Source organism: Colwellia sp. D2M02 (assembly GCF_018860755.1).
Classification (GTDB): domain Bacteria; phylum Pseudomonadota; class Gammaproteobacteria; order Enterobacterales; family Alteromonadaceae; genus Colwellia; species Colwellia asteriadis.
This window is the reverse complement of sequence record NZ_JAHKPW010000070.1, coordinates 70375-91899: the sequence shown is the minus strand read 5'-3', so window position 1 is coordinate 91899 and position 21525 is coordinate 70375. Positions and strand designations below refer to the sequence as shown.

Sequence of the window (21525 nt, the reverse complement as noted above, 5' to 3'; positions counted from 1 at the left end):
GCCGAGCTCAGGTTATTTACATTAGCGCTTACATTTTTTAAACAATTAAGCGCAAGCGGTTAAGCATCAAATAGTAACATTATGGTAACATGGTGTTACGTTTGTTATTAACCCTGTTGCCCTGCTATGTTTCTCATTAAACGCTGTAGTTTTTTAACGCCGTTGTTGCGCCCTTTCTATCGCTCATCACTAGCTTTATTCGCCCTATTGATAAGCGTATTAACATTGAGCAATACCGCATTCGCTAGCGATACTAATACAGCAGTAAACCCCAACGCACCTATTGTTAAAGATAGTTTTGAGTGGCAGCTCATTGTCGACTTTTCAGCTTTTTATCAACAAAGTACACTACAAGATGTAAAACAAACTGATTTTGTTCACTTTATCCAACCAGCTTTATATATTGATCTTTCATATAAGGGCTTTTTCTTACAAAGTAACCAAAGGCGATCATCCGCCGTACTTGAAGGAGCAGAGTTTGGTTACCAAATAACCGTACAGGATAATTGGCAACTTGATATTCTCGCAAAGTCTTATCTAAATGGTTTTGACCCTAACGATTTGGTTGAGTATCTCAATGCCAACCCAGTACTTTTTTCTGGGCTTAGAGAACGCGACTCTACTGGTGGTGTTGCGCTGCGTTACTCACACTTTTTTGAGAACGCTATTTTTAGCCTTGATATTGCCGCAGCACACTCTGGGGACGATGCCTTTGGCGAAGATGTCACCGGAGTTATTATTGATAGCTTTTATAGTTACCTATTACCTTATCGTAATTGGGATATATATTTAGGTGCAGGGTTAACCTATTACCAAGACAATATTGTTAATTATTATTATGGTATTCAATCAGTAGAAGCAACACCACAACGCCCTGAGTTTACCGCTGATTCAGCCGTTAGGGCACAACTAGAAATTTACGCACAATACCCATTATCAGCCAGCTGGTCTTTTAATGGTGGCGTAACACAAAGTATTTACTCGCCAAGTATAAAAGACAGTCCATTGGTTGATAGAAACTTTATCACCCAAGTGATGGTTGGGGTACAGTATGTATTTTAAAGCCAACCGTATTATTAGTGTATTACTACTCTATGGTGTGCTTTACCCTGTACAAGCAATGGAGCAAAAAAAGCCAACGGAAAATGGCAATAACACTGAGGCAGCCTTGCAGGCTACTCAGCTAAAATATATACCGTCAACAACACAATTTAGTGTATTGCCCGAGCAATGCGTAACATTACGCCAAGGTCGTGATTGCTTTGCTGAGGTTAATATTTCATGGCAATCAGACAGTAAACAGTCGTTATGTTTATACCAAGAAGGTATAGACAAGCATATAGTTTGTTGGCATGAACATGATAGTGCTGACATTGCCATTGATTTTGTTTCAAATAAAAACATTAATTATCAACTACGTAATATCAGTGATAACAAAGTGGTTGCCGAAACCGAAATCAAGGTAAGTTGGCTTCATAAGAGTAATGCTCGTAAACGTCGCTGGCGCTTATTTTAATAATTATCTTAAAAGATAAAGGTACAATGATGAAACATAATATTTTGCTAGTAGAAGACGATATCAGCCTAGCTAGTTGGGTTTGTGAATACCTTAATGAGCAAGGTTTTAATGTTATTCATGTTGCTCGTGGCGACTTGGTATTAGCAGCCGTTAAAGAAAATATTATTGATTTAGTATTACTTGATGTGATGTTACCTGGACTAAATGGCATTGAAGTATGTCGACTAATACGTGAACACCAACAAATGCCAATTATTATGCTAACGGCTCGTGCTGATGAGTTTGATGAAGTTATTGGCTTAGAAGCTGGGGCTGATGACTATGTTATTAAACCTGTTCGCCCAAGAGCGCTACTCGCACGCATTAACAGGCAACTGAGTCACAGCCAAAATAATACCCCCGAGCTAAATAATGTACTAACTTTTGGTCAATTGGTTATTAACGAAGAGGCTAAACGAGTTATTTATCAAGGTAACGAAGTGGACCTTTCAACCAGTTTGTTCGCTTTTTTAACTTACTTAGCCCAACACGCTGGAGCCGTTGTTGATCGTGACTCGGTATTTAAAGCCTTAAAAAAACGTGAATATGATGGTTTAGATAGACGTTTCGATGTCATGCTGTCTACCTTACGTAAGTTATTTAATGACGATCCACAAAAGCCTAAAAAGTTTAAAACTATTTGGGGGAAAGGTTATTTATTTGTTAGCGACGCATGGGATGACGTCAACAGCACAATTGAAAACGATAGTAACATCAAGAGCTCGCGCTAATTATGCGCCAGCTCTATTTAAGTATTATTTTTACCGTAGTAGGCTCGTTATTTTTTATGGGTTGGGGGCTAGATAAAATTGTTGAATTAACCGAGTCACAAACTAACCTTAACCACGATGAACCAACAACATTACTCTATCGACAAATTATTGATGGTTTAAGTAGCGATCTTAACGCGTTAACTAAAACAGAGCTAAATAGCCATCTTGATCACTTCGAAAAAAAATACCAAATACGTGTCAGTTTAGCGCCCAGTAAATCGATAGCCTTACCAAAAACAGCAATCGCTGAATTATCACAACAAGGCGGCGTACTACTCGCCAATGATGATGATCAGTATTTATTAAAAGCGCTGACTCATCACCCTGAGTTTTTACTGCAACTCAATTTTCCTATCGAACAAGAACAAGATAGCTCTTTTAATTTTGTGTTAACACTGATCTTATACCTTGGTATTTGCGGCATATTAATTTTATGGTTATTACCGCTAACCAGACGGCTGTACTTATTAAATACTGCGGCCGCTAAAATTGGTGCTGGACAGCTTGAAGCACGTGTAGCCACCAGCCGTTTTTCTTATATAAAAATGCTAGAAAAAAGCTTCAACCGTATGGCAGCCCAAATAGAAAAGCTAGTCGCTGACAATAAAATTCTCGCCCGTAGCTTATCTCACGATATACGAACGCCAATGGCCTGTTTACGCTTTGGTATAGAAGCGGCAATCGATAGTAAAAGTATAGAGAAAAAAGACACCTATTTACTACGCATGGACACTGAATTAACGCGTATGGAAGATATGACCAGTGCTTTTTTAGATTATGCATCAATGGAGCGACATGCCTTATCTTTGAAAAAGCAAACAACAGATATGGTTATGTTAATCAACTCAGCTAAAAATGATTGCCAAGTGCTAGCACAGCAAAAAAATGTAACCTTGATGTTCACACCAATCGTAGAAAGAGTTAACCATTCTGTTGACTACCACTGGTTTCATCGCGCACTAGTTAACTTAATTAGTAATGCGATAGGCTACGCTAAAACAGAAGTATTAATTACTATTAACAGCATTAACAAACAGCTAATTATTACCGTTGAAGATGATGGTAAAGGCATTGAAGCCGGTAAGCTTCATATTATTTTCACGCCTTTTGTTAAACTTGATGCCGATCGTTCACGTGAACAAGGTCACTTTGGTTTAGGCTTAGCAATATGTACCAAAGTGATGGACTGGCACCAAGGTAGCATAACAGCCAGCAACCAAAATAATTTATCTGGTGCCTGCTTTTCTTTAACGCTACCAATAACTTAATAAACCTCTTGTTATGAGTAAAGATTACCAGCAATAGCTTAACGTTATGTTTACAATTCATGCCGCTGTGGCTTAAGTAAATAACAGCCTCAAACTTGCCATCATTATTGAGACATCGTATATAAGATATCAACCTCTTATTTTCTCTATTATGGAATAGCGTTATGACTCAAGACCGTCGCCATTTTTTAAAGTCTGTTGCAGCAATAACCGCAGCTGGTGTTGCCGCCAGCGCAACGACAGGCTGTACTTCACAAAGCACTAAATCAACATCGTTAACTAATCCGCTAGCACAAGGCAAGTCGGTGATGGGCTTAACAGTACCTAAAATGGATGTCGTACGCATTGGCTTTATTGGTGTTGGTGAACGGGGCTCAGGTCATGTTCAACATTATTGCCATATTGACGGTGTCGAAATCAAAGCAATTTGTGATACTAATGAAAAGGTTTTAGATAACTCTATTGCTACTGTTGTAAAAAACGGGTTCAGTAAACCATCTCGTTATACTGGCTCAGCATTAGCTTATAAAAAAATGCTTGATCGTGACGATATTGATATTGTTATTATTTCAACGCCATGGCGCTGGCATACACCAATGTGTGTCGATACGATGGAAAGCGGCAAGCATGCATTTGTCGAGGTACCGGCTGCAACCACCGTTGAAGAATGTTGGCAGCTAGTGGATACCGCTGAACGCACCCAGAAAAACTGTATGATGATGGAAAACGTCTGTTATGGGCGAGATGAACTCATGGTCTTAAATATGGTACGTCAGGGGTTATTTGGCGACTTATTACATGGCGAAGCCGCCTATATTCATGAGCTTCGCTGGCAAATGAAAGAAATCACAGAAAAAACGGGCTCATGGCGCACCGCATGGCATGCAAAAACTAATGGTAATTTATATCCTACCCACGGTTTAGGCCCGGTTGCTCAGTATATGAATATTAACCGTGGCGATCGTTTTGATTATGTAACCTCAACCAGCTCGCCAGCATTAGGACGACAAGCCTATGCCGCAAAAGAATTCAGTGGTGATCACCAACGTAATCAGCTCAATTATATTGCTGGTGATATGAATACTAGTGTTATTAAAACGATAAAAGGTAGAACTATTATGGTTCAGCATGATACCACTAGCCCTCGCCCTTATTCTCGTCATAATTATATTCAAGGTACCAATGGCACATTTGCAGGTTTTCCTAACCGTATTGCCTTAGAAAATGCACCTGCTGCAATTAAAGCACAATACCAAAAAGACTATGAACTGGCAGTAAGCCAATGGCAAAAAAATGGTCAGCAAGGACGTAAGCCAAGTCCAACTAATTTTCACCGCTGGGATCATGACATGGCAAAATGGCAAAACAGTTATGATCATCCATTATGGGCACGAATGGGCGCAGAAGCAGAGCGTAATGGCGGCCATGGTGGTATGGATTTCTTGATGTTATGGCGCATGGTGTACTGCTTACGTAATGGTCAGCCTCTTGATCAAGATGTTTATGATGCTGCCGCATGGTCAGTTATCACCCCATTAAGCGCTGATTCTGTTGCCGATAGAAGTAATTCAAAAGATATTCCTGATTTTACTCGCGGTGTTTGGCAAAGCGCGAAGCCATTGGCTATTGTAAGTTAAGGTTCTTATGAGCACTTTAGTTATTTTAGCGGCTGGTTTAGGCAGTCGCTTTGGCGGTAACAAACAACTGGCCGAATTTGGTGAGCGCAAGCTCACCTTAATGGAATATAATATTATTCATGCAGCACAGGCAGGCTTTACTGATGTAGTATTTATCATACGTCCAGAGCTAGAACAAACCCTAACTAGTCAAGTAATTCCCCGATTACCTAACACGATTAAAGCACATACAGTTCATCAATCTTTATCTACGTTGCCCCAAGGTTGCCAAGTTAATACAGAGCGAACCAAGCCACTTGGTACCGCACATGCGCTATGGTGTTGCCATAAGTTAATTAAAACGACTTTTGCGGTGATCAATGCCGATGACTATTACGGCGCGCAAGCCTTTAACCTGCTATTCGCACAAGCAAAGTCTCAGCCTAACGATCATGCTATGGTTGCATATCAACTTAAGAGTACTTTATCGGCATTTGGTGGTGTTAATAGAGGGTTATGCCAAGTATCACCACATAGCACCTTACAGGGCATTGAAGAATGTGAAGATATTCAACTAATAAATAATACCCTTGTAGGAAGAATCAATAATAATGAGCATACGGTATTAAAAGACAACAGCTTAATATCAATGAACTGCTGGTTATTTAACGGTGATATTTTTGCGTTACTAGAAAATGAAATACGTATTATGCTGAGCGAGCACTCACAAACAAAGAGCGCCTTATCACAAAAATATTTAAAGCAAGAATGTTACCTACCAACCGTTGTGATGAAACAAATTAAGCAACAGCAAAAAAATGTTCATGTACTTTGTTCGACAGAACAATGGTTTGGACTAACCTACCCGCAAGATGCTGCTTTAGTCGACAAAAAAGTTACTGCTATTTTCAAATAAAACACGTATAGTATCGCGCTAATTTTGTCGTAAAATTAACGCGTTTTTGCTTGTTCACAAGCAATTTCATTCGTTATAAAGCCATTATGCGCTAATTCCCCCCCACTTACGGCAATTTAAGACCAATGAACAATTGTGATTATTTTATAAAAAAATAAGTATAACGAAGAGAATTATGGATATTAACAAGTCATCACTACACACGGATATTGATACGGTATTAAACAACTACGATTTTGACTTCTCTGACGTCGAAGTTACCTCACTAGGTAATGGCCATATTAATAGTACTTACAAGCTTACTACGTCTGAATTTGAGTTTGTTTTACAACAAATCAACCACGATATTTTTACTAAAACCGTTGAGTTAAGTGAAAATGCTCAAAAAATTAATACGCATTTAGCTGAAAAAAATAACCAAGGTGAATACCCATTAGCCGTACCGCAACAGCTTTTAACTAAAAACGGCGACACCACCATTAAAATTGGCAGTAACTATTGGCGCTTAATGGAGTTTATTAGTGACTCTTATACGTTAGAGGAAGTGTCATCTCCTGAGCAAGCCGCTTTAGTTGCGCGATCATTCGCGCAATTTAGTTGTGCACTAAGTGACTTTTCAGCTGAAGAGTTATCTGTAATTATTAAAGATTTTCATGACATTAGCTTTAGAATGAGTCAATTAAGTACAGCAATTGCTAACAACACTCATAATAGATTGGCACAATGCCAAGATATTGTTGATTTTTGTCTTTCACAACAAGATTTTATTAATAGCGTGGTAGAAATTAGTCAAAAATTACCACTGCATGTAACACACAACGATACTAAAATTAATAACTTACTCTTCGCCAAAGGCGATGTGCCTTGTGCTGTTATTGACTTAGATACTTGTATGCCTGGGTTACTTATGCACGATTTTGGCGATATGGTTAGAACTTGTTGCAGTAACTTGGCTGAAGATGATACAAGCACGGAAGAAATGGTGTTTAAATATGACATTTTTGAAGCGTTAATTACCAACTATAAAGAAGCTTTTGGTGACACCTTAACACCACTTGAAAGGCAAAGTCTTATCGTTGGCGCGAAGCTACTACCATTCATCATTGGCGTACGCTTTTTAACCGACCATTTAGAAGGCGATCACTACTTCCATGTTGATCGTGAAAACCATAACTTAGACCGTGTTAAAAGCCAGTTTCAGTTATTTAAATTGGTTTGTGAAGCTGAGCCTGAGTTGCTCAAATACGCTGAATAATCAGGTTACCTAAGCTACAATCCAACAAAGTAACCTGAGCAACTTGAGTTCAGGTTACTGCTTTTCACTTAATTCTCCCTTACGTTCGGTTAGCTGAAATATTAGTGTTTATCGCTAATCCCTAAGAGCGTTTCCAAGTTAACAAAACGATAACCTTGTGATTGATAATGCTTGATAATAGCGGGCAAAGAGTCCACCGTATTTTGTCTATTACCGCCGGCATCGTGCATTAAGGTAATCACTTCTTCGTGTTGATTATTAATTATTTCACTTTCAATGTATTCAACGGTATTAATCGACGAGTTCCAATCTCTTGAGTCAACTGACCATAACAGTACTTTCATACCATGTTCTGTCAAACTCTGTACCTGCTCATCAGTTATTTCACCATAAGGCGGGCGATAAAACCTTGGCGTAATATTAAATAAGCGTTGAAATTCATTATTCGTTTTCATCACTTGTTGTTGCCATAAAGCATCAACTGAAAGCGTAGTACCATTCGTATGGTTCCAGCTATGGTTGGCAACCGTATGACCGTCTTTAATCGTCTGTTTAATAAGCGATTGATATGGTGATAAGTTCTTTCCTTGCCAAAAAAAACTTGCCGGTATCTTAGCTTCATTAAGTACATCAAGTATTTTTTGAGTGTATTCTGAGGGGCCATCATCAAACGTTAATGCAATCAGTTTCTCATGATTATAACCTTCTAAAAAGTAGCTACCAATAAACTGATTCCCTTGACGAGATAACTCGGTTACTGCAATTTGCTCTTCAACGTCACCCGTACGTACAAAGGTTGTCGTTTTTTGATTATTAGGACTGTCATTATTCAACCAAGGTATAAATAACTCGTTTGGCACGCTAAAGCTATTTGCTGCTGTGCTACCAATATAATTACGCAAATGCTGCTCAACTAAGTAATAACCAATAGCATTTTCATGCTCAGCTAAAAAATCATGAGTTAAAGTAATATTATTATCTAAACTTGCTTTTACTTGTACTAGTACTTGTTGTTTCACTTTTTCGTTAGCAAACTGAGTTAGAGGGAGGTTTGCTTCATCTGAAAGTACTTGCTGAATAAAGTGCAAGGTTAAGCCATGACTAACTAAGTATTCAAAGCTGCGTTGACCCTCTTGGCTTTCTTGACGATATTTAGCACGTTCACTTTGATAAATTAACGACACTATAGGTTGTAATAAATCCGATGTTTGAAAGGGAGAGCTTTCTAAAAATGATAGGTGTAATAAACCGTCACTTCCTAATTGATAATCAATTTCTCCTTCAACTAAGCCCAGTGAGTTATCAGGGCCTAATGGTTTAAAAATGATAGATTTAAATTGAGGTTCTTGGGTATTATTAAGGTCAGAAAAAGCAAAATATTGTTGCGAAAACAACATATCTATTTGGGGGATAAGTACAGTTAATACCTTAAAAAAATCAGCTGGAATGTCCCTATTACTTGGCCAGTAACTTTGTACAGAAAGGAGCTTAGGCGTATTAATATCAACAAGCTTATATTCTTGTTCAGAGACCAACCATGTAGATTGAGGTTGCACAACCACTTCAGCAACGGCTTCCTCTTTTTTTTTGGTTTCAGGGCTAGTGGAAGAGCCACCGCATGCACTTAATAAAAAGCATAGAACAAAAGTAAATAAGGCTGTGCCTTTAAAAGAAGTTGTTTGAGATCTTGAGTCATTACGATGGTTAAACATATATTATCCTTTAGTAGCCACTGCATTTTTAGTAAATACAGCAGCTTAAAAGTAATATTTTATTGTATATTTGGCAAGCAGTTATCTCGTTTATAAATTCACCGATACTTCTATGATAGTTATCTTTAAAACTCAATTAACCTGAGCTCGGTTAAGAATAACTAACCCTAACCGCTATTGTCAGTACTTTACTACCTTGATGTTTAAGCCATAAATAAATACCGTAAAATACCGCTAAGGCAATAAAAATAGTAATACTTGCTATTAATGGTGCCTCTGTAAAATTACCTATCTGGTAGCATAGTGTTGCCATTAAGTAAGCTAAGATCAAGCTCCAGAGCCCTGCAAATGTTGCCCAACGTGTACCCACTTCATTTTTTATAGCGCCCATCGCTGCAACACACGGCGTATAAAGTAAAATAAACAATAAATAACTAAAAGCGCCCAGCTGGCTAACAAAAGCTATTTGCATGCGTTCATAAGTAGTTAACTCAACCTCTTGCTCTTGAGCCACAATCGTTAAATCACTCAAATCCCCAACTTGAATACCGAGAGGATCATCTGGTGCAATACCTAATAAGTTTTCTTTAATGCTTGCGGTGGCATCGTGCCAGCTTTGTGTTAACGAAGGTGCGCCATCGTCTGCATCATGGGCAGATGAATACAAACTATTAAAGGTTGCGACTAAAACTTCTTTGGCAAATATGCCCGTAATAATCCCAACGCCAGCTTGCCAGTTATCTTCTTCGACTCCCATAGGAGCGAGTACTGGCATCACCAATTTAGCTCCCGCACTTAGAATAGAAGACTCACTATCTTGATGACCAAATTCCCCGTCGGTACCAACAGAGTTTAAAAAATTCAATAAGCACACTACAATAACAATGGTTTTACCTGCACCAGTGACAAAACCATATGTTCTTTGCCATACGCGTAACATTAAACTCATCAAAGAAGGAAAGGCGTAGTTCGGGAGCTCCATTACATTTAAAGAACTGTTTCCCGACAACACGGTTTTCTTCAATAAAAACCCGGTAAAAATAGCAACGGCTATTCCAATAAGATATAAAAGAAAAACTAAATTTTGCCCGTTATCGGGAAAAAATGCCGCGGCAAACAATGCATATACAGGCAAACGAGCCCCACAGGACATAAATGGTGCCATCATCACGGTAGTAATTCGCTCTCGCTCACTATCGAGCACTCGCGCTGACATAACCGCCGGAACAGTACAACCAAAGCCAACAATCAGTGGGACAAATGCTTTTCCCGGTAGCCCTATTTTTTGCATAACACTATCAACAACAAAAGCAGCGCGCGCTAAATACCCAGAGCTTTCGAGTAATGACAAGCCAATAAATAAACAAGCAATAACCGGTATAAACGTAGCAACAGTTTGCATACCACTGCCAATACCTTCAACAATGGTAAGTAGCCACTGTGGTAGCTCTAAAGGAGCAAGAAAATGTAACGGGTAAGCAACAAATAATGTGCCGCTTAAAATATCAAAAAAGTCAATAAAAGCACTACCAACATTAATAGCAAACATGAACAGTAAATACATAATGCCTAAAAATATTGGAATGCCTGCAAGTGGGTGCAACACAATATTATCTAATTTATCTGACAACGAGACACTATTATCGATACAAATACTAGAGCGACTTAAGACATCAGTAATGTAATCATGTCTTGCTTGAATAGCACCTAGGCTTTCTGGTTTCCCCTTCTCGGGCTGGTGACTTTTTACTTCATTACTGCTTTCTATGCTGCTGGTGAGTTTTTTACTCTCAGATAAGTCATTAAGTGCTTGTTGAATTTGCTTTAAACTCTTTTTATCTTGCGCACTTGTGGTAATAACAGGACAACCTAACTCATCAGACAGCGTTGCTATATCAATACTCAATGCTTGTTTATCGGTTTTATTCAACACCACAATCATTGGTACGTTAAGCTCAAGTAACTGCGTGGTTAAATAAAGCTGACGAGTTAATTGGTTAACATCAACCACATTGACTAAAAAGTCTATAGCGTTTTGCTGTAAAAAATCTTGCGAAATGGTTAAATCTTCACCTTGCTCAGCATGCTGATTAAGTGAACTTAACCCCGGTAAATCAGAAAGAAGTGCAGCGGTTCCGGCGATATCCAACGCCGTTTTTTTAGCCGAAACAGTAACGCCAGACCAGTTGCCAACATTTTGTTTGGCGATCTTCTGGCTTTGTCCCGATTGAGCTGAAGTTAATAAATTAAATAGCGTGCTTTTACCTGAGTTAGCAAAACCAACTAAGGCGTAATGAAGAGGTTTAGTCATTATAAGTAATCTACGCTAATTTGCTCAGCGACTGAGCGTTGAATACTGATTTTTGTGTTATGTAACTTAAATGCCATTGGTCCATTAAAGGGCGCTTTATGGGCAAGTGAAATAGCCGTGCGTATACTAAAACCTTGCTCAAGCAGTTGAGCTGCCAGTATCGCATCTTTAGGTAAGGCGCTAATTTTCGCTAGTTTATTTTTAGGTAGTTCTGCTAAGGTCATGATTTTTTTTATTCTAATACGTGATGCTAAGGAATATTGAGTTTACTTATCACAATAAAACGAAGAGCAAATGATACTTACTATTGTTTAGATGATAGCATTTACCTTAGCAATTCCCTAATGCCTCCGTTGATATTAGTCAATATTACCTGAACTTTTAACGATACTAGCCTGACTGATTTGACTTGCGAGTAATGACAGCAAACAATACGCTGTAAAATAATAAAAGCCGACCCCTACAGCTGAGAGAGTTTCACTTGAAATAACTAAATCCATTTTAAAACCAAAAAGCTCTAACGCTGTGCGGTTAGCTGTTTCACTATGGTTTGTTGAGAGCATAGCCAAAAAGACTGCGACAACAAATACATCAGCCATAGACCACTTACCTATCACACTCACAAAGTTATAAATTTTCTTTTCAACGAGTGTGTTTTTCTGAAAATACGCCCAGCTCATTAATGAAGACTTTACTAATGGAATACAAATAGAGAAAAGGAAGATTAATATAGCGACTAGAAAGCGCTCTCCATGCCATAACTCTTGTACCGTTTGTACCAGTGAAACTTCTTTATTAATTAACTCAGAAGTCAAACTCGCATTGGCAACTTGTGCGTTCATCTCCATCGCTAAAGAAAACATGGGTAATAAAATGCCGGGAATAAAAAGTGCTATCGCCAGCAGATTCAAAGAAAAACCTAAGTGTTTGTTGAGTAAATTCATTATTCGCTTCGCTCTATTGAAAAAGTAGATGAATGTTATTATTTGCAATGGCTGAAACTATAAGCCAGAGGAATATTATCTGTTAACTTGCCATTTCAGTGCAAATAGTATTAACCTGAACTCATCGTTAACCTTTTTTAAACAATTCATTTATGCAACTACAAAAGATACTAATTATACTCTGCTGTACTTTTACTTTTCTATCATACTTACCATCAAGCAATGCCAGTTCAACCTCATGTGTAACGAAAGAGTTTAGTAGCCTAAAGCTTTACCAACTACAAAAAAAGCAATTCTCCGTAAAAGATAACGCTCAGCGCAATGAACTAGCATTGCAGCTAAGTCAATGTTTGGCGCACTCAGATCCAACGATTAGAGATAGCATTGCATTTTCTGCTCTAAGCCAGTGGTTAAGAAATGACGAGCTAGATACCCCAACAAGATCATCACTTTTTCATACGTTAATTGATGTATTAATCACGACAAAAGGTACTTCAGCGCTTCATAAGAGTTTTGCTGTCCTCACGCTTTCAGAGCTTGCTCGCTCAGATAGGAAGTCAAGCTTCTTAAATAATAATCAGCGAGAACTCCTGATTAAAAGCACAACAACTTACATTATCTCTTTAGATGATTATCGAGGATTTGATGAAATAATCGGCTGGCGACATGGTGTAGCCCATAGCGCCGACTTATTCATGCAGCTATCACTCAACCCTCAAACAACTAAAAGCCAGTTAGATCAAATGCTAATGGCCTTAACAGCAAAAATTACCGCGGATAACAACCATTTTTATATTTATGGCGAACCTCGCCGATTAGCAAGGGCTACTCTTTATATTTTATACCGAGACTTGCACTCTAATGAAGAGCTAAAAGTTTGGTTTAACAATGTAAGCTCCCCTGCGCCCTTTAACCAATGGGGTGATGTATATATATCCCAACCTGGGTTAGCAAAGCTTCATAACACCAGAGCTTTTATTAGTGAACTATTTATCCTCTCTCAGGAAAGCAAAAATAAAAGTATTAGTGTAATAAGACAACTAGCAGGCGATGCGCTAACCCAAATTAATTAGTCGGCTATTTAGCAATGAACCGACGATAAAAGTAAGTATTTTCGAACGAACATCAGGTTAGATAATAAAAAGCCGTAATATAACGAACGTATACCACGGCTTTTTTATAAGTTTAATAAAGTTTTCTAACCCGTATTCAGCTTAATTAGCAGGAAGCTCTTTCGATTTAACTTCATTATCGTTACTACGCTTTTCAGCAGAGCTTTCTTGTCCTTTTTTCCATCTAAATTTTTGCTTAATATCTTCAATAATCAAATACAAGCTTGGAATGAAAATCAAGGTCACTATTGTCGCAAATAAAACACCAAATGATAACGATACTGCCATTGGAATCACCATTTTCGCCTGCATACTGGTTTCAAAGAAAACAATAGGCACTAAACCAATAAAGGTAGTTAGTGAGGTTAACAATATCGCGCGAAAACGTTTAGTACCGGCATGAATAACCGCATCTTTCAATCTTTCACCACGCTTACGCGCATTGTTCACATAGTCAACCATTACTAATGAGTCATTCACCACAACACCCGCGGCAGCTAAAATCCCCATTACTGACAGTGCGTTTAAGTCCATCCCCAAAATAAGGTGACCAAACACTGAGCCAATAATACCAAAAGGAATTACCACCATGATCATAGTTGCTTGTGAATATGAACGTAATGGTATTGCGAGTAATGAGAAGATAACCATCAATGAAATCATGAAGTCTCTGAATTGCTCACCAAGGCCTTCTTGCTCCTCTTTTATACTACCGGTTAGTTCACTTTTCACTAGTGGGTATTTACGTAATAGTTCAGGAATAAAGTTTTCTTCAATATCACTAACAATTTTATATGGCTCAACCTGCTCAGAATCAACCGAAGCCCAAACATTAATCGTACGGTTACCATTTTCACGACGGATACGCGTAACACCATCAGTTAACTTAATGTCAGCTAACTCTGATAAAGGTAGTTCAGCACCATTTGGCGCTTTAATCATAACATCATCAACATGACCAACTGAGCTACGTTCATCTTGAGGGTAACGGACCATTACTTTTACTTCTTCTGCATCTCGTAAGATACGTTGTGCTTCTAAGCCGTAAAAACTGTACCCCACTTGGTTGGCGATATCAGCTAAGGTCAAGCCCATAGAGTACGCTAAAGGTTTTAAGTCAAACTGCACTTCTTTGGCGCTAGTTTGACGTGAATCATTTACATCACCTACCCCTTTCAATGTATTTAGCTTAGCTTTGAGTGCTTTAGACGCAAGTAATAGTTGCGCATCGTTTTGACTCTCTAATCTAAAGGCGATATCGCCATCATCTCGACCACCACCAAATAGATTATCGCTAATAGTTAAGCTTTTCATGCCCGGGAATTTTGGTATTGCTTTACGCCACTTTTCTGCTAGTGCAAAAGTGTCCATGGCACGAAACTCAGGGTCAACCAATTTCACCATCACTTGACCACTAGTTCTACTACGCAGTTCAACCTGCATATCTGAAATCATACCTTGACCAAACTCTTCAGTTATTTCGTTATCAATGCGGTACAAAATACTCTCAATAGATAATACTGTTTGTAATGTCGCATTTTCTGAAGCATCTATGTTCATTTCTACTGAAATACGTGGGAAGTCATGGGGGATTTTAGGTTGTCCAACATACTTAACAATACCACCAGCAAATAGACCTGCACTGACTAGCATAATGCTAATAAAAAACATTAATACCGCATAACGATAGTTAAGGCATACCGCTAAGCTTGGGCGATAATAATTCTCGATAATATTTTTCAGCCCTTTATCGACTACCCCTCTTAATTTATCTAGTGGGTTTTTAGGGTTGAATTTTTTAACTTTCATATTCGCTAAGTGCGACGGTAAAATAAGTTTAGATTCTATTAAAGAGAAAATTAAACATAATATCACCACAAAGCCAATCGACTTACCAAATGCAGACTCGGGGCCATCGCCTAAAACAAAAGGTACAAATACCGCAATAGTGGTTAAAACACCAAAGGTAGCAGGCATAGCTACACGCTTAACACCGCGAATAACATTATCAAGAGAGTGCCCATGTTGCTCAATCTCATCATGGGCACTCTCACCCATGACAATAGCATCATCAACCACAATACCCAGCACTAAAATGAAAGCAAATAAACTAATAACATTAATAGTGACGTTAACAAACTCCATCGGCATCACTAACAAGGTACCCAAGAAACATACAGGTAAGCCCATCATTACCCAGAATGCTAAACGTACGCGTAGAAATAGCGCTAACATAATAAACACTAATATCGCACCACTTTGCATGTTATCGACCATTAGCTGTAAGCGGCCTTCTAAGTAGTACGTCATATCTACCCAGGTTTCTAACTTAACCCCCTGTGGTAACACTTCCGATTTTTGCTCAACAAACCTTTTAACTATGTCGGCAACACTAGTCATACTTTGGTTTTCAGCCGCACCAATAAAAAAGGTTACGGAGTTTTTACCATTGAACTTAGAGTACTGAAGCCCTTCTTCGAAGCCATCGTTAATGGTTGCTATTTCCCCTAGCAGTACTTTAGTGCCGTCTGTTAGCGTAACTACAGGAATACGTTCAAATTCATAACCGCGGTAAGCTTGTTTTTCAACACGTAAATTTATATAACCGTTCTCTGCACGAATTTGACCCGCTGACATATTACGTGAGTTACTTCTTACCGCTTGTGCCACATCAGTAAAGCTTAAGCCGTATTCACGTAATTTATCTTTACTAACCTCTATCGATATTTCGTATGCTAAACCACTGTAAAAGTCTGAGATATTAACTAATGGTAGTTGCTGAATTTCATCATGAATTTTACGACCCAATTCTTTAAGTTCTGTATTAGTTAAGTCACCATAAAGGCTGATGTACATCACTTCTTGGCGAAATTTTTCACGCTCAACATTAATACGTTCCATACCAGCCGGGAAGCTAGGAATAGAGTCTATCGCGGATTTAACTTCTTCTAATACCACTTGTGGATCGTAATCAAGGTCAACCTCAAACCAACCGTTTGAATAGTTACGGTTAGAGTAAGTAATAACGCGTTTAAGCCCTTGTACTGACTCTAACGCTTCTTCTACTTTAATGGTAATTCCTTCTTCTACTTCTTGCGGAGCGGCGCCAGGGTATGCGGCATTATAAGAAATCCAATTAATTTGTACTTGCGGAAACATTTGTTTATTAATGGTACTAATAGTAAGAAAGCCACCTATTAGGATAAAAAACATTAATAAATTAGCAGCAATACTATTGCGCGCAAACCAAGCGATAATACCCGTATTAGTATCAATACCATCACGTGGTTGTGCAGAAGAGTTTTCGTCACCATTAACAATGTCAGGTGACTTATCATGAGTTGATGACATAGTTATTCCCCTGCTTTATTGTTATTCGCAACCTGACTTTCGCCTGCCTGCTCACTATCAATATCATCAGGTGTTGCTGTCGGCGTAACTTCATCACTTGCTAATGCGAGTTTCATCCCATCAACCGGATAATCTAACGCAGAAACAATCAGCTGATCACCATTAGCAAGACCACTAGCAACAATAACATTACGACCTTCTTCACGAATAATATCAATCGCTGCATAATGCAATTTGGAGTCGCTATCTAACAGCGCAACTTTGCCGTTCACCACTAAATAACGAGGGATTGAGCTGGCTTGGCTTACTTGGTTACCTTGTATAAGCGCATTAACATAACTACCAAAACGTAACGGTACACCAGCACTGGTTTTAGATTTCAGCTGATAAGGGTCTTTTACTTCAGCCACCAAATAGCTCATACGGCTGGTGTCATCAATAACACCTTCACCACGAGCGATTTTAGCTTGCCATTCAGTTGACTGCCCAGCGTAAACACCAACTAAATTCACTGTAGCATTAGCGCCTTCATTAGTTAAAAACTGTAATTGATTATCAGCGACAGGAAGGCGTATTTCTGCTGTTGCAGTGCCTGAAACCTTACCTAATTGAGTCCCCATACTAACAAAAGAACCTAAACCGATTGCGCGGTTATCAATCATGGCATCAAACGGCGCTCTGATTTCAGTACGCTCTAAATTGCGCTCAGCACGTAAAACAGATGCTTGTGCAGCTTTTACGCGGGCCAATTCTTGCGCTAATTGAGGTTTACGTAAACTCAGTTCAGTAGGTGAACTATCGGTTATTTGCTTCCATTCACGCTCCGCCACTTTACCTTGTGCAACTTCAGTTTCTAATGCAGCGCGGGCGGTAGCCATAGTTGCTTGCGCGTCAATTAATGCGGCATGATAATCGCTCGGATCAATACGCGCTAATAACTGATCCTTTTTAACAAAACCACCACGAACAAACGCAGGACTAAGCTCAACAATTTCTCCTGTCACTTGGGCAACTAACTTTGTTTCATATTTAGGAGTCACTATGCCGTGAGACGGTACTTCCATGGTCATTGGCGCGACCACAATGCTCTCAACAGCAACAATTGGAGTATTGTCGACTTTCTCTTTTTCTTCTGGTGGTTTTTTTAAACTGGCAAACCCTGCCATCGCGGCGATACCTGCTGCTAAGACTAGGATAGGTATTATGATTTGTTTTTTAGTAGCCACTTTTGCTCCCTTATTTTGTAATGTGCACTTCAAATTTTGATGTGAATTTTATTATTATTATTAATTATCTACGTAATTTTAATACTGATATAATAGCTAATTATCTGTTACAAGTATTAACAAAGATGTAACTCAGTATTACAAAATCCGCACCAAAATAGTCCCCCCTATACAACCCCAACAAAAAATCAAAATAAAACCCTATATTTTAATAACTTAAATAAAAAGAAAACATAACATTAATTTAGATATCAAAGTGGACTATTAAATTCATATGGCTTTTTTTACTACTTATTACGATTAATCACTTTTTTTTCGTGAAAAAAACCAGCCTCTAGCGTATGGTTGCGATTAACGGTAAACTCAAAAATACAACGTACTTGTGGAGTATTTAAATGCTAAATAAACTCAATGACTTTCTCGCCTCATTAGTTGGAAGTGATCATGAAAAAAAGGTAGCACCACCTTCTTTAGAGGTATCGTGTTCAGTTTTATTATGTGAAGTAATGCGTGCAGATCAACATCGTAGTACTGCAGAACTCGATACATTGAAAACACTGATTTCAGAGCAATTTTCATTACCAAGTAACGACGTGAATTCAATTATGGATACTGCGTTAGCATTAAGTGAAAATGCCACTGACTTTTTTCAATTTACTCAAGCTATCAATGAACATTATTCATTAGCACAGCGCACTCATATTGTTAATTTATTATGGCAAGTTGCCTATGCTGACGGTGAGCTTGCCAGTATAGAAGAGCATACCATTAGACGAATTGCCGACCTCCTACACTTGCGTGATTCTGAATATGTAGCGACTAAAGTCAATGCGAAAGCGAAATATGAGCAATAACCGAACTTAACAAACTATATTAACAAACTATATTCGCTTAGGGAGCTATTAAAATAATAACCGCTGAGCTAGTTATGATATTGGTATAGTGCGTGATATACGGTACAATTACGGCAGACTCAGCTACCACGGCATTTTCATGACCAACGCTCAACTAACAACAAACCCTACTATTGGTAAATATAATACCTTACGCGTTATCGCAATTAGAGATAACGGTGTTTACCTTGACGCTGGAGAGCTAGGAGAAATACTACTTCCTAAGCGCTACGTGCCTGAAAACTGCCAAGCCGACAGTATTGTTGAAGTATTTATTTACGCTGACTCAGCTGACCGTTTAGTGGCAACAAGTGACAAACCTTATGGCCAGGTAGGTGAGTTTGTTTCATTAAAAGTTGTGCAAGTTAATAAAATGGGCGCCTTTTTAGATTGGGGTTTACCAAAGGACTTACTCGTACCTTACAACCAACAGCACACCAAAATGGAAGTAGGTAAATACTATCTAGTACGTATTTTTCTTGATCAGGTAACAGACCGTCTTGTTGCTTCAAGTAAGCTCGACAAATTTTTAGACATTTGGCCTGCTGATTATAAAGATGGCGATAAAGTTAATTTAATTATCGGTAATAAAACAGACCTGGGCTTTAAAGCTATTGTTAACGATTTACACTGGGGCTTATTGTATGATAACGAGATTTTTCAACCATTACGTATTGGTAAAAAAATTGAAGGTTACATCAAACAAGTACGTGAAGATGGTCGCTTAGATTTAATTTTAACGCGTGGCAGTAAAAATACCGTAAGCAACTTTAATGAAAAATTGCTTGCCCACCTAGCCGACAACAATGGCTTTAGCTCTCTGCACGATAAAAGCTCACCTGAAGTTATTAAAAACACTCTAGGAGTCAGTAAAAAAACGTTTAAGGCAACCGTTGGTCATTTATTAAAGCAAGGTAAAATTGCCATTGAAAAAAATGGTATTCGCTTACTTTAGCGGCTAATCTGTTTAAGTATTTACCAGTCAATAGTTCAAAGTGTGCAGCACCAGCCCCTAACCATTCAGACCTTATTAATACAGAATAAGGTCTATCACTCTCCTATGGTATCGAGAGCATTGTTCGCCTGAATGCTCAGCAAAATGTGTCTATCTAAAATCAGCTAATAACTTAATATTTATCACTTTATCTGTGCCTATCAATAGCTAATATATTATTGCTCTACTAAGCTTTAATAAACTCACCATAAACTTTCAAAAATAGTGGGTTTATTAATAATAATAAGAAGGAATTATTTATTATGACTTTTATTAGCAATAATTATTTAAGATCTTATGAGGCTCATCATGCTGCAATCACTAAACCATTTCTTAGTAAGTTTATCTTATTAACACTATCACTTTTATACTATCAGGTTAGTTATGCCGACAGCTTTACAGCAAAGCGTGCTGGGCAAGGTTTTACAGCTATTACTCAAGATTTCACGTCCTCGTTAAGTAACCCCGCGCTACTAACTAAATACACGTTAGAAGATGATGTCTATTTCTCATTTAACTTGGGAGGGATGGGCAGCGATCAATACAACGTCATTGATATTGCAGAGCAAATATCAAACGACTTATCAAGTCTGGCTAACGATATTAATAACACCAGTACTACAAACCATTTGCATGATAGTGTTGATACTATTATTCACAACTTAGCCGCAATAGATAATAAAGTTGTTAATGTTCGAAACGGCTTAAACTTTCAACTTATTATTCCTAATAAATATTTAAGTTTTGGATTATTCACTAATCAATTTGGACGTATAGGTGGTGTGGTTAATTACAATGATAATGATGCTTTATTACTAGAAGAAGCCATTAATCAAGGTTATTTAGATTTAACTCAACTAAAGTCTACCGCTAATGGTCTTGGTTATTCGTTGGCTGAAGCGGGGGTTATGTTGGGCTATCAAATTACTAACAATAATCATTATGAAATAAGTATAGGGAGTAAACTTAAATACCAACGTATCGATTTATTATATAGAAAACTAAATATTAGTAACTTTAATGAAGATGAGTTTGATTTAAACAATGATGAATACTTAACCAATGATAGTCATCTCAATGTTGATTTAGGTTTGTATGTTGCTTGGGGCGACGAACGTCAGTGGCATGCGGCTTTAGTAAGCGACAACCTAATCTCTCGACAAGTAGAGTACAGTAAACAAATACAGCCGACAGATCCCAACATTAATTTCAGTTTAAAACCAACAACTTCAGTAGGTTTTAGTTACCAAAATAGTTGGTTAACCTTAGCAACCGAAATCGATTTAGCCGATAGAGAGCACTTTATTTCTCTCACTCCCTCTAAATATGTTGCACTCGGTGCAGAGTTTACCCTATTTGAAAGTGTACAATTACGTATGGGCTTACGTAGTGACTTAAATGATGTAGATGGCGATCTGTATACCTTAGGTTTTGGTATATCGCCTTGGGATGTTCTCGCTATTGATATTGCAGGTTTTGCGGGTAATAACGATACTTATGGTGCGGCTTTACAGCTTGGCTTAAAAATATAACTTCTCCGTCATGGAGTTCATGATGAAGATGCTGCTATACGCAGCACCTTCGTTATATTTTTAA

The 21525-nt window shown here is 38.2% G+C and carries 17 protein-coding genes; 11 read left to right on the top strand and 6 right to left on the bottom strand.

Translation table 11 applies throughout. The features are described from left to right. The first annotated feature begins 225 nt into the window (after positions 1–225). The 7 genes from KO495_RS12840 (at position 226) to KO495_RS12810 (ending at position 7386) form a co-directional block, all read left to right on the top strand. Positions 226–1062 (top strand): MipA/OmpV family protein, encoded by an 837-nt coding sequence (locus tag KO495_RS12840; RefSeq protein ID WP_215980807.1) that lies wholly within the window; start codon positions 226–228, stop codon positions 1060–1062. Beyond that, positions 1052–1516 (top strand): DUF3019 domain-containing protein, encoded by a 465-nt coding sequence (locus tag KO495_RS12835; protein ID WP_252738946.1) that lies wholly within the window; start codon positions 1052–1054, stop codon positions 1514–1516. Before KO495_RS12840 ends, KO495_RS12835 begins: the two co-directional genes overlap by 11 nt. Before the next feature lie 26 nt (positions 1517–1542). Next, positions 1543–2289: a response regulator transcription factor gene (locus KO495_RS12830; RefSeq protein WP_215980806.1), complete on the top strand. Its 747-nt coding sequence runs from the start codon at positions 1543–1545 to the stop codon at positions 2287–2289. A 2-nt stretch (positions 2290–2291) separates the two neighbouring features. After that, positions 2292–3599 carry an ATP-binding protein gene (locus KO495_RS12825; RefSeq protein ID WP_215980805.1) on the top strand — a complete coding sequence of 436 codons (1308 nt, stop codon included), beginning with the start codon at positions 2292–2294 and terminating at the stop codon, positions 3597–3599. A 164-nt stretch (positions 3600–3763) separates the two neighbouring features. After that, positions 3764–5236: a Gfo/Idh/MocA family oxidoreductase gene (locus tag KO495_RS12820; protein WP_215980804.1), complete on the top strand. Its 1473-nt coding sequence runs from the start codon at positions 3764–3766 to the stop codon at positions 5234–5236. A 7-nt stretch (positions 5237–5243) separates the two neighbouring features. Then, a complete protein-coding gene (locus KO495_RS12815) occupies positions 5244–6131 on the top strand; it encodes an NTP transferase domain-containing protein (protein WP_215980803.1) in 888 nt (295 codons plus the stop codon). A 175-nt stretch (positions 6132–6306) separates the two neighbouring features. Beyond that, entirely contained in the window at positions 6307–7386 is a 1080-nt protein-coding gene (locus tag KO495_RS12810) for an aminoglycoside phosphotransferase family protein (RefSeq protein ID WP_215980802.1), read from the top strand. A 101-nt stretch (positions 7387–7487) separates the two neighbouring features. Here the strand turns inward: KO495_RS12810 and KO495_RS12805 are convergent, their stop codons facing one another. From KO495_RS12805 to KO495_RS12790, 4 genes are all read right to left on the bottom strand, one after another. After that, positions 7488–9098, bottom strand: a complete 1611-nt coding sequence (locus KO495_RS12805; RefSeq protein ID WP_215980801.1) for a polysaccharide deacetylase family protein — start codon at positions 9096–9098, stop codon at positions 7488–7490. Between the two features lie 151 nt (positions 9099–9249). Beyond that, a complete protein-coding gene (feoB, locus tag KO495_RS12800) occupies positions 9250–11409 on the bottom strand; it encodes a ferrous iron transport protein B (protein WP_215980800.1) in 2160 nt (719 codons plus the stop codon). After that, positions 11409–11633: a FeoA family protein gene (locus KO495_RS12795; RefSeq protein ID WP_215980799.1), complete on the bottom strand. Its 225-nt coding sequence runs from the start codon at positions 11631–11633 to the stop codon at positions 11409–11411. Before KO495_RS12795 ends, feoB begins: the two co-directional genes overlap by 1 nt. A 135-nt stretch (positions 11634–11768) precedes the next feature. Then, positions 11769–12353 (bottom strand): paraquat-inducible protein A, encoded by a 585-nt coding sequence (locus tag KO495_RS12790; protein ID WP_215980798.1) that lies wholly within the window; start codon positions 12351–12353, stop codon positions 11769–11771. Positions 12354–12505: 152 nt separating this feature from the next. Here KO495_RS12790 and KO495_RS12785 point away from each other — a divergent pair, with 152 nt between their 5' ends. Next, on the top strand, positions 12506–13426 hold the full coding sequence (locus KO495_RS12785) for a DUF2785 domain-containing protein (RefSeq protein ID WP_215980797.1): 921 nt from the start codon (positions 12506–12508) through the stop codon (positions 13424–13426). Between the two features lie 141 nt (positions 13427–13567). Here KO495_RS12785 and KO495_RS12780 read toward each other — a convergent pair whose 3' ends face one another. Then, positions 13568–16816, bottom strand: a complete 3249-nt coding sequence (locus tag KO495_RS12780) for an efflux RND transporter permease subunit (protein ID WP_215980796.1) — start codon at positions 16814–16816, stop codon at positions 13568–13570. A 2-nt stretch (positions 16817–16818) separates the two neighbouring features. Beyond that, positions 16819–18042 carry an efflux RND transporter periplasmic adaptor subunit gene (locus tag KO495_RS12775; protein WP_215980795.1) on the bottom strand — a complete coding sequence of 408 codons (1224 nt, stop codon included), beginning with the start codon at positions 18040–18042 and terminating at the stop codon, positions 16819–16821. A gap of 395 nt (positions 18043–18437) precedes the next feature. Here KO495_RS12775 and KO495_RS12770 point away from each other — a divergent pair, with 395 nt between their 5' ends. The 3 genes from KO495_RS12770 (at position 18438) to traF (ending at position 21461) form a co-directional block, all read left to right on the top strand. Beyond that, positions 18438–18896: a TerB family tellurite resistance protein gene (locus tag KO495_RS12770; protein WP_215980794.1), complete on the top strand. Its 459-nt coding sequence runs from the start codon at positions 18438–18440 to the stop codon at positions 18894–18896. A gap of 139 nt (positions 18897–19035) precedes the next feature. Next, positions 19036–19890: a S1-like domain-containing RNA-binding protein gene (locus KO495_RS12765; RefSeq protein WP_215980793.1), complete on the top strand. Its 855-nt coding sequence runs from the start codon at positions 19036–19038 to the stop codon at positions 19888–19890. A gap of 302 nt (positions 19891–20192) precedes the next feature. Beyond that, complete coding sequence (gene traF / locus KO495_RS12760; protein WP_215980792.1) at positions 20193–21461, top strand: conjugal transfer protein TraF; 1269 nt, start codon at positions 20193–20195, stop codon at positions 21459–21461. Positions 21462–21525 lie beyond the last annotated feature (64 nt).

Excerpts from the sequence above, each read along its gene's own strand:
- KO495_RS12815 (WP_215980803.1), top strand. The coding sequence starts at position 5,244 with ATGAGCACTTTAGTTATTTTAGCGGCTGGTTTAGGCAGTCGCTTTGGC.
- KO495_RS12770 (WP_215980794.1), top strand. The coding sequence starts at position 18,438 with ATGCTAAATAAACTCAATGACTTTCTCGCCTCATTAGTTGGAAGTGAT.
- KO495_RS12820 (WP_215980804.1), top strand. The coding sequence starts at position 3,764 with ATGACTCAAGACCGTCGCCATTTTTTAAAGTCTGTTGCAGCAATAACC.
- KO495_RS12810 (WP_215980802.1), top strand. The coding sequence starts at position 6,307 with ATGGATATTAACAAGTCATCACTACACACGGATATTGATACGGTATTA.
- KO495_RS12785 (WP_215980797.1), top strand. The coding sequence starts at position 12,506 with ATGCAACTACAAAAGATACTAATTATACTCTGCTGTACTTTTACTTTT.
- KO495_RS12830 (WP_215980806.1), top strand. The coding sequence starts at position 1,543 with ATGATGAAACATAATATTTTGCTAGTAGAAGACGATATCAGCCTAGCT.
- traF (WP_215980792.1), top strand. The coding sequence starts at position 20,193 with ATGACTTTTATTAGCAATAATTATTTAAGATCTTATGAGGCTCATCAT.
- KO495_RS12780 (WP_215980796.1), bottom strand. The coding sequence starts at position 16,816 with ATGTCATCAACTCATGATAAGTCACCTGACATTGTTAATGGTGACGAA.
- KO495_RS12790 (WP_215980798.1), bottom strand. The coding sequence starts at position 12,353 with ATGAATTTACTCAACAAACACTTAGGTTTTTCTTTGAATCTGCTGGCG.
- feoB (WP_215980800.1), bottom strand. The coding sequence starts at position 11,409 with ATGACTAAACCTCTTCATTACGCCTTAGTTGGTTTTGCTAACTCAGGT.
- KO495_RS12835 (WP_252738946.1), top strand. The coding sequence starts at position 1,052 with ATGTATTTTAAAGCCAACCGTATTATTAGTGTATTACTACTCTATGGT.
- KO495_RS12825 (WP_215980805.1), top strand. The coding sequence starts at position 2,292 with ATGCGCCAGCTCTATTTAAGTATTATTTTTACCGTAGTAGGCTCGTTA.
- KO495_RS12765 (WP_215980793.1), top strand. The coding sequence starts at position 19,036 with ATGACCAACGCTCAACTAACAACAAACCCTACTATTGGTAAATATAAT.
- KO495_RS12805 (WP_215980801.1), bottom strand. The coding sequence starts at position 9,098 with ATGTTTAACCATCGTAATGACTCAAGATCTCAAACAACTTCTTTTAAA.
- KO495_RS12795 (WP_215980799.1), bottom strand. The coding sequence starts at position 11,633 with ATGACCTTAGCAGAACTACCTAAAAATAAACTAGCGAAAATTAGCGCC.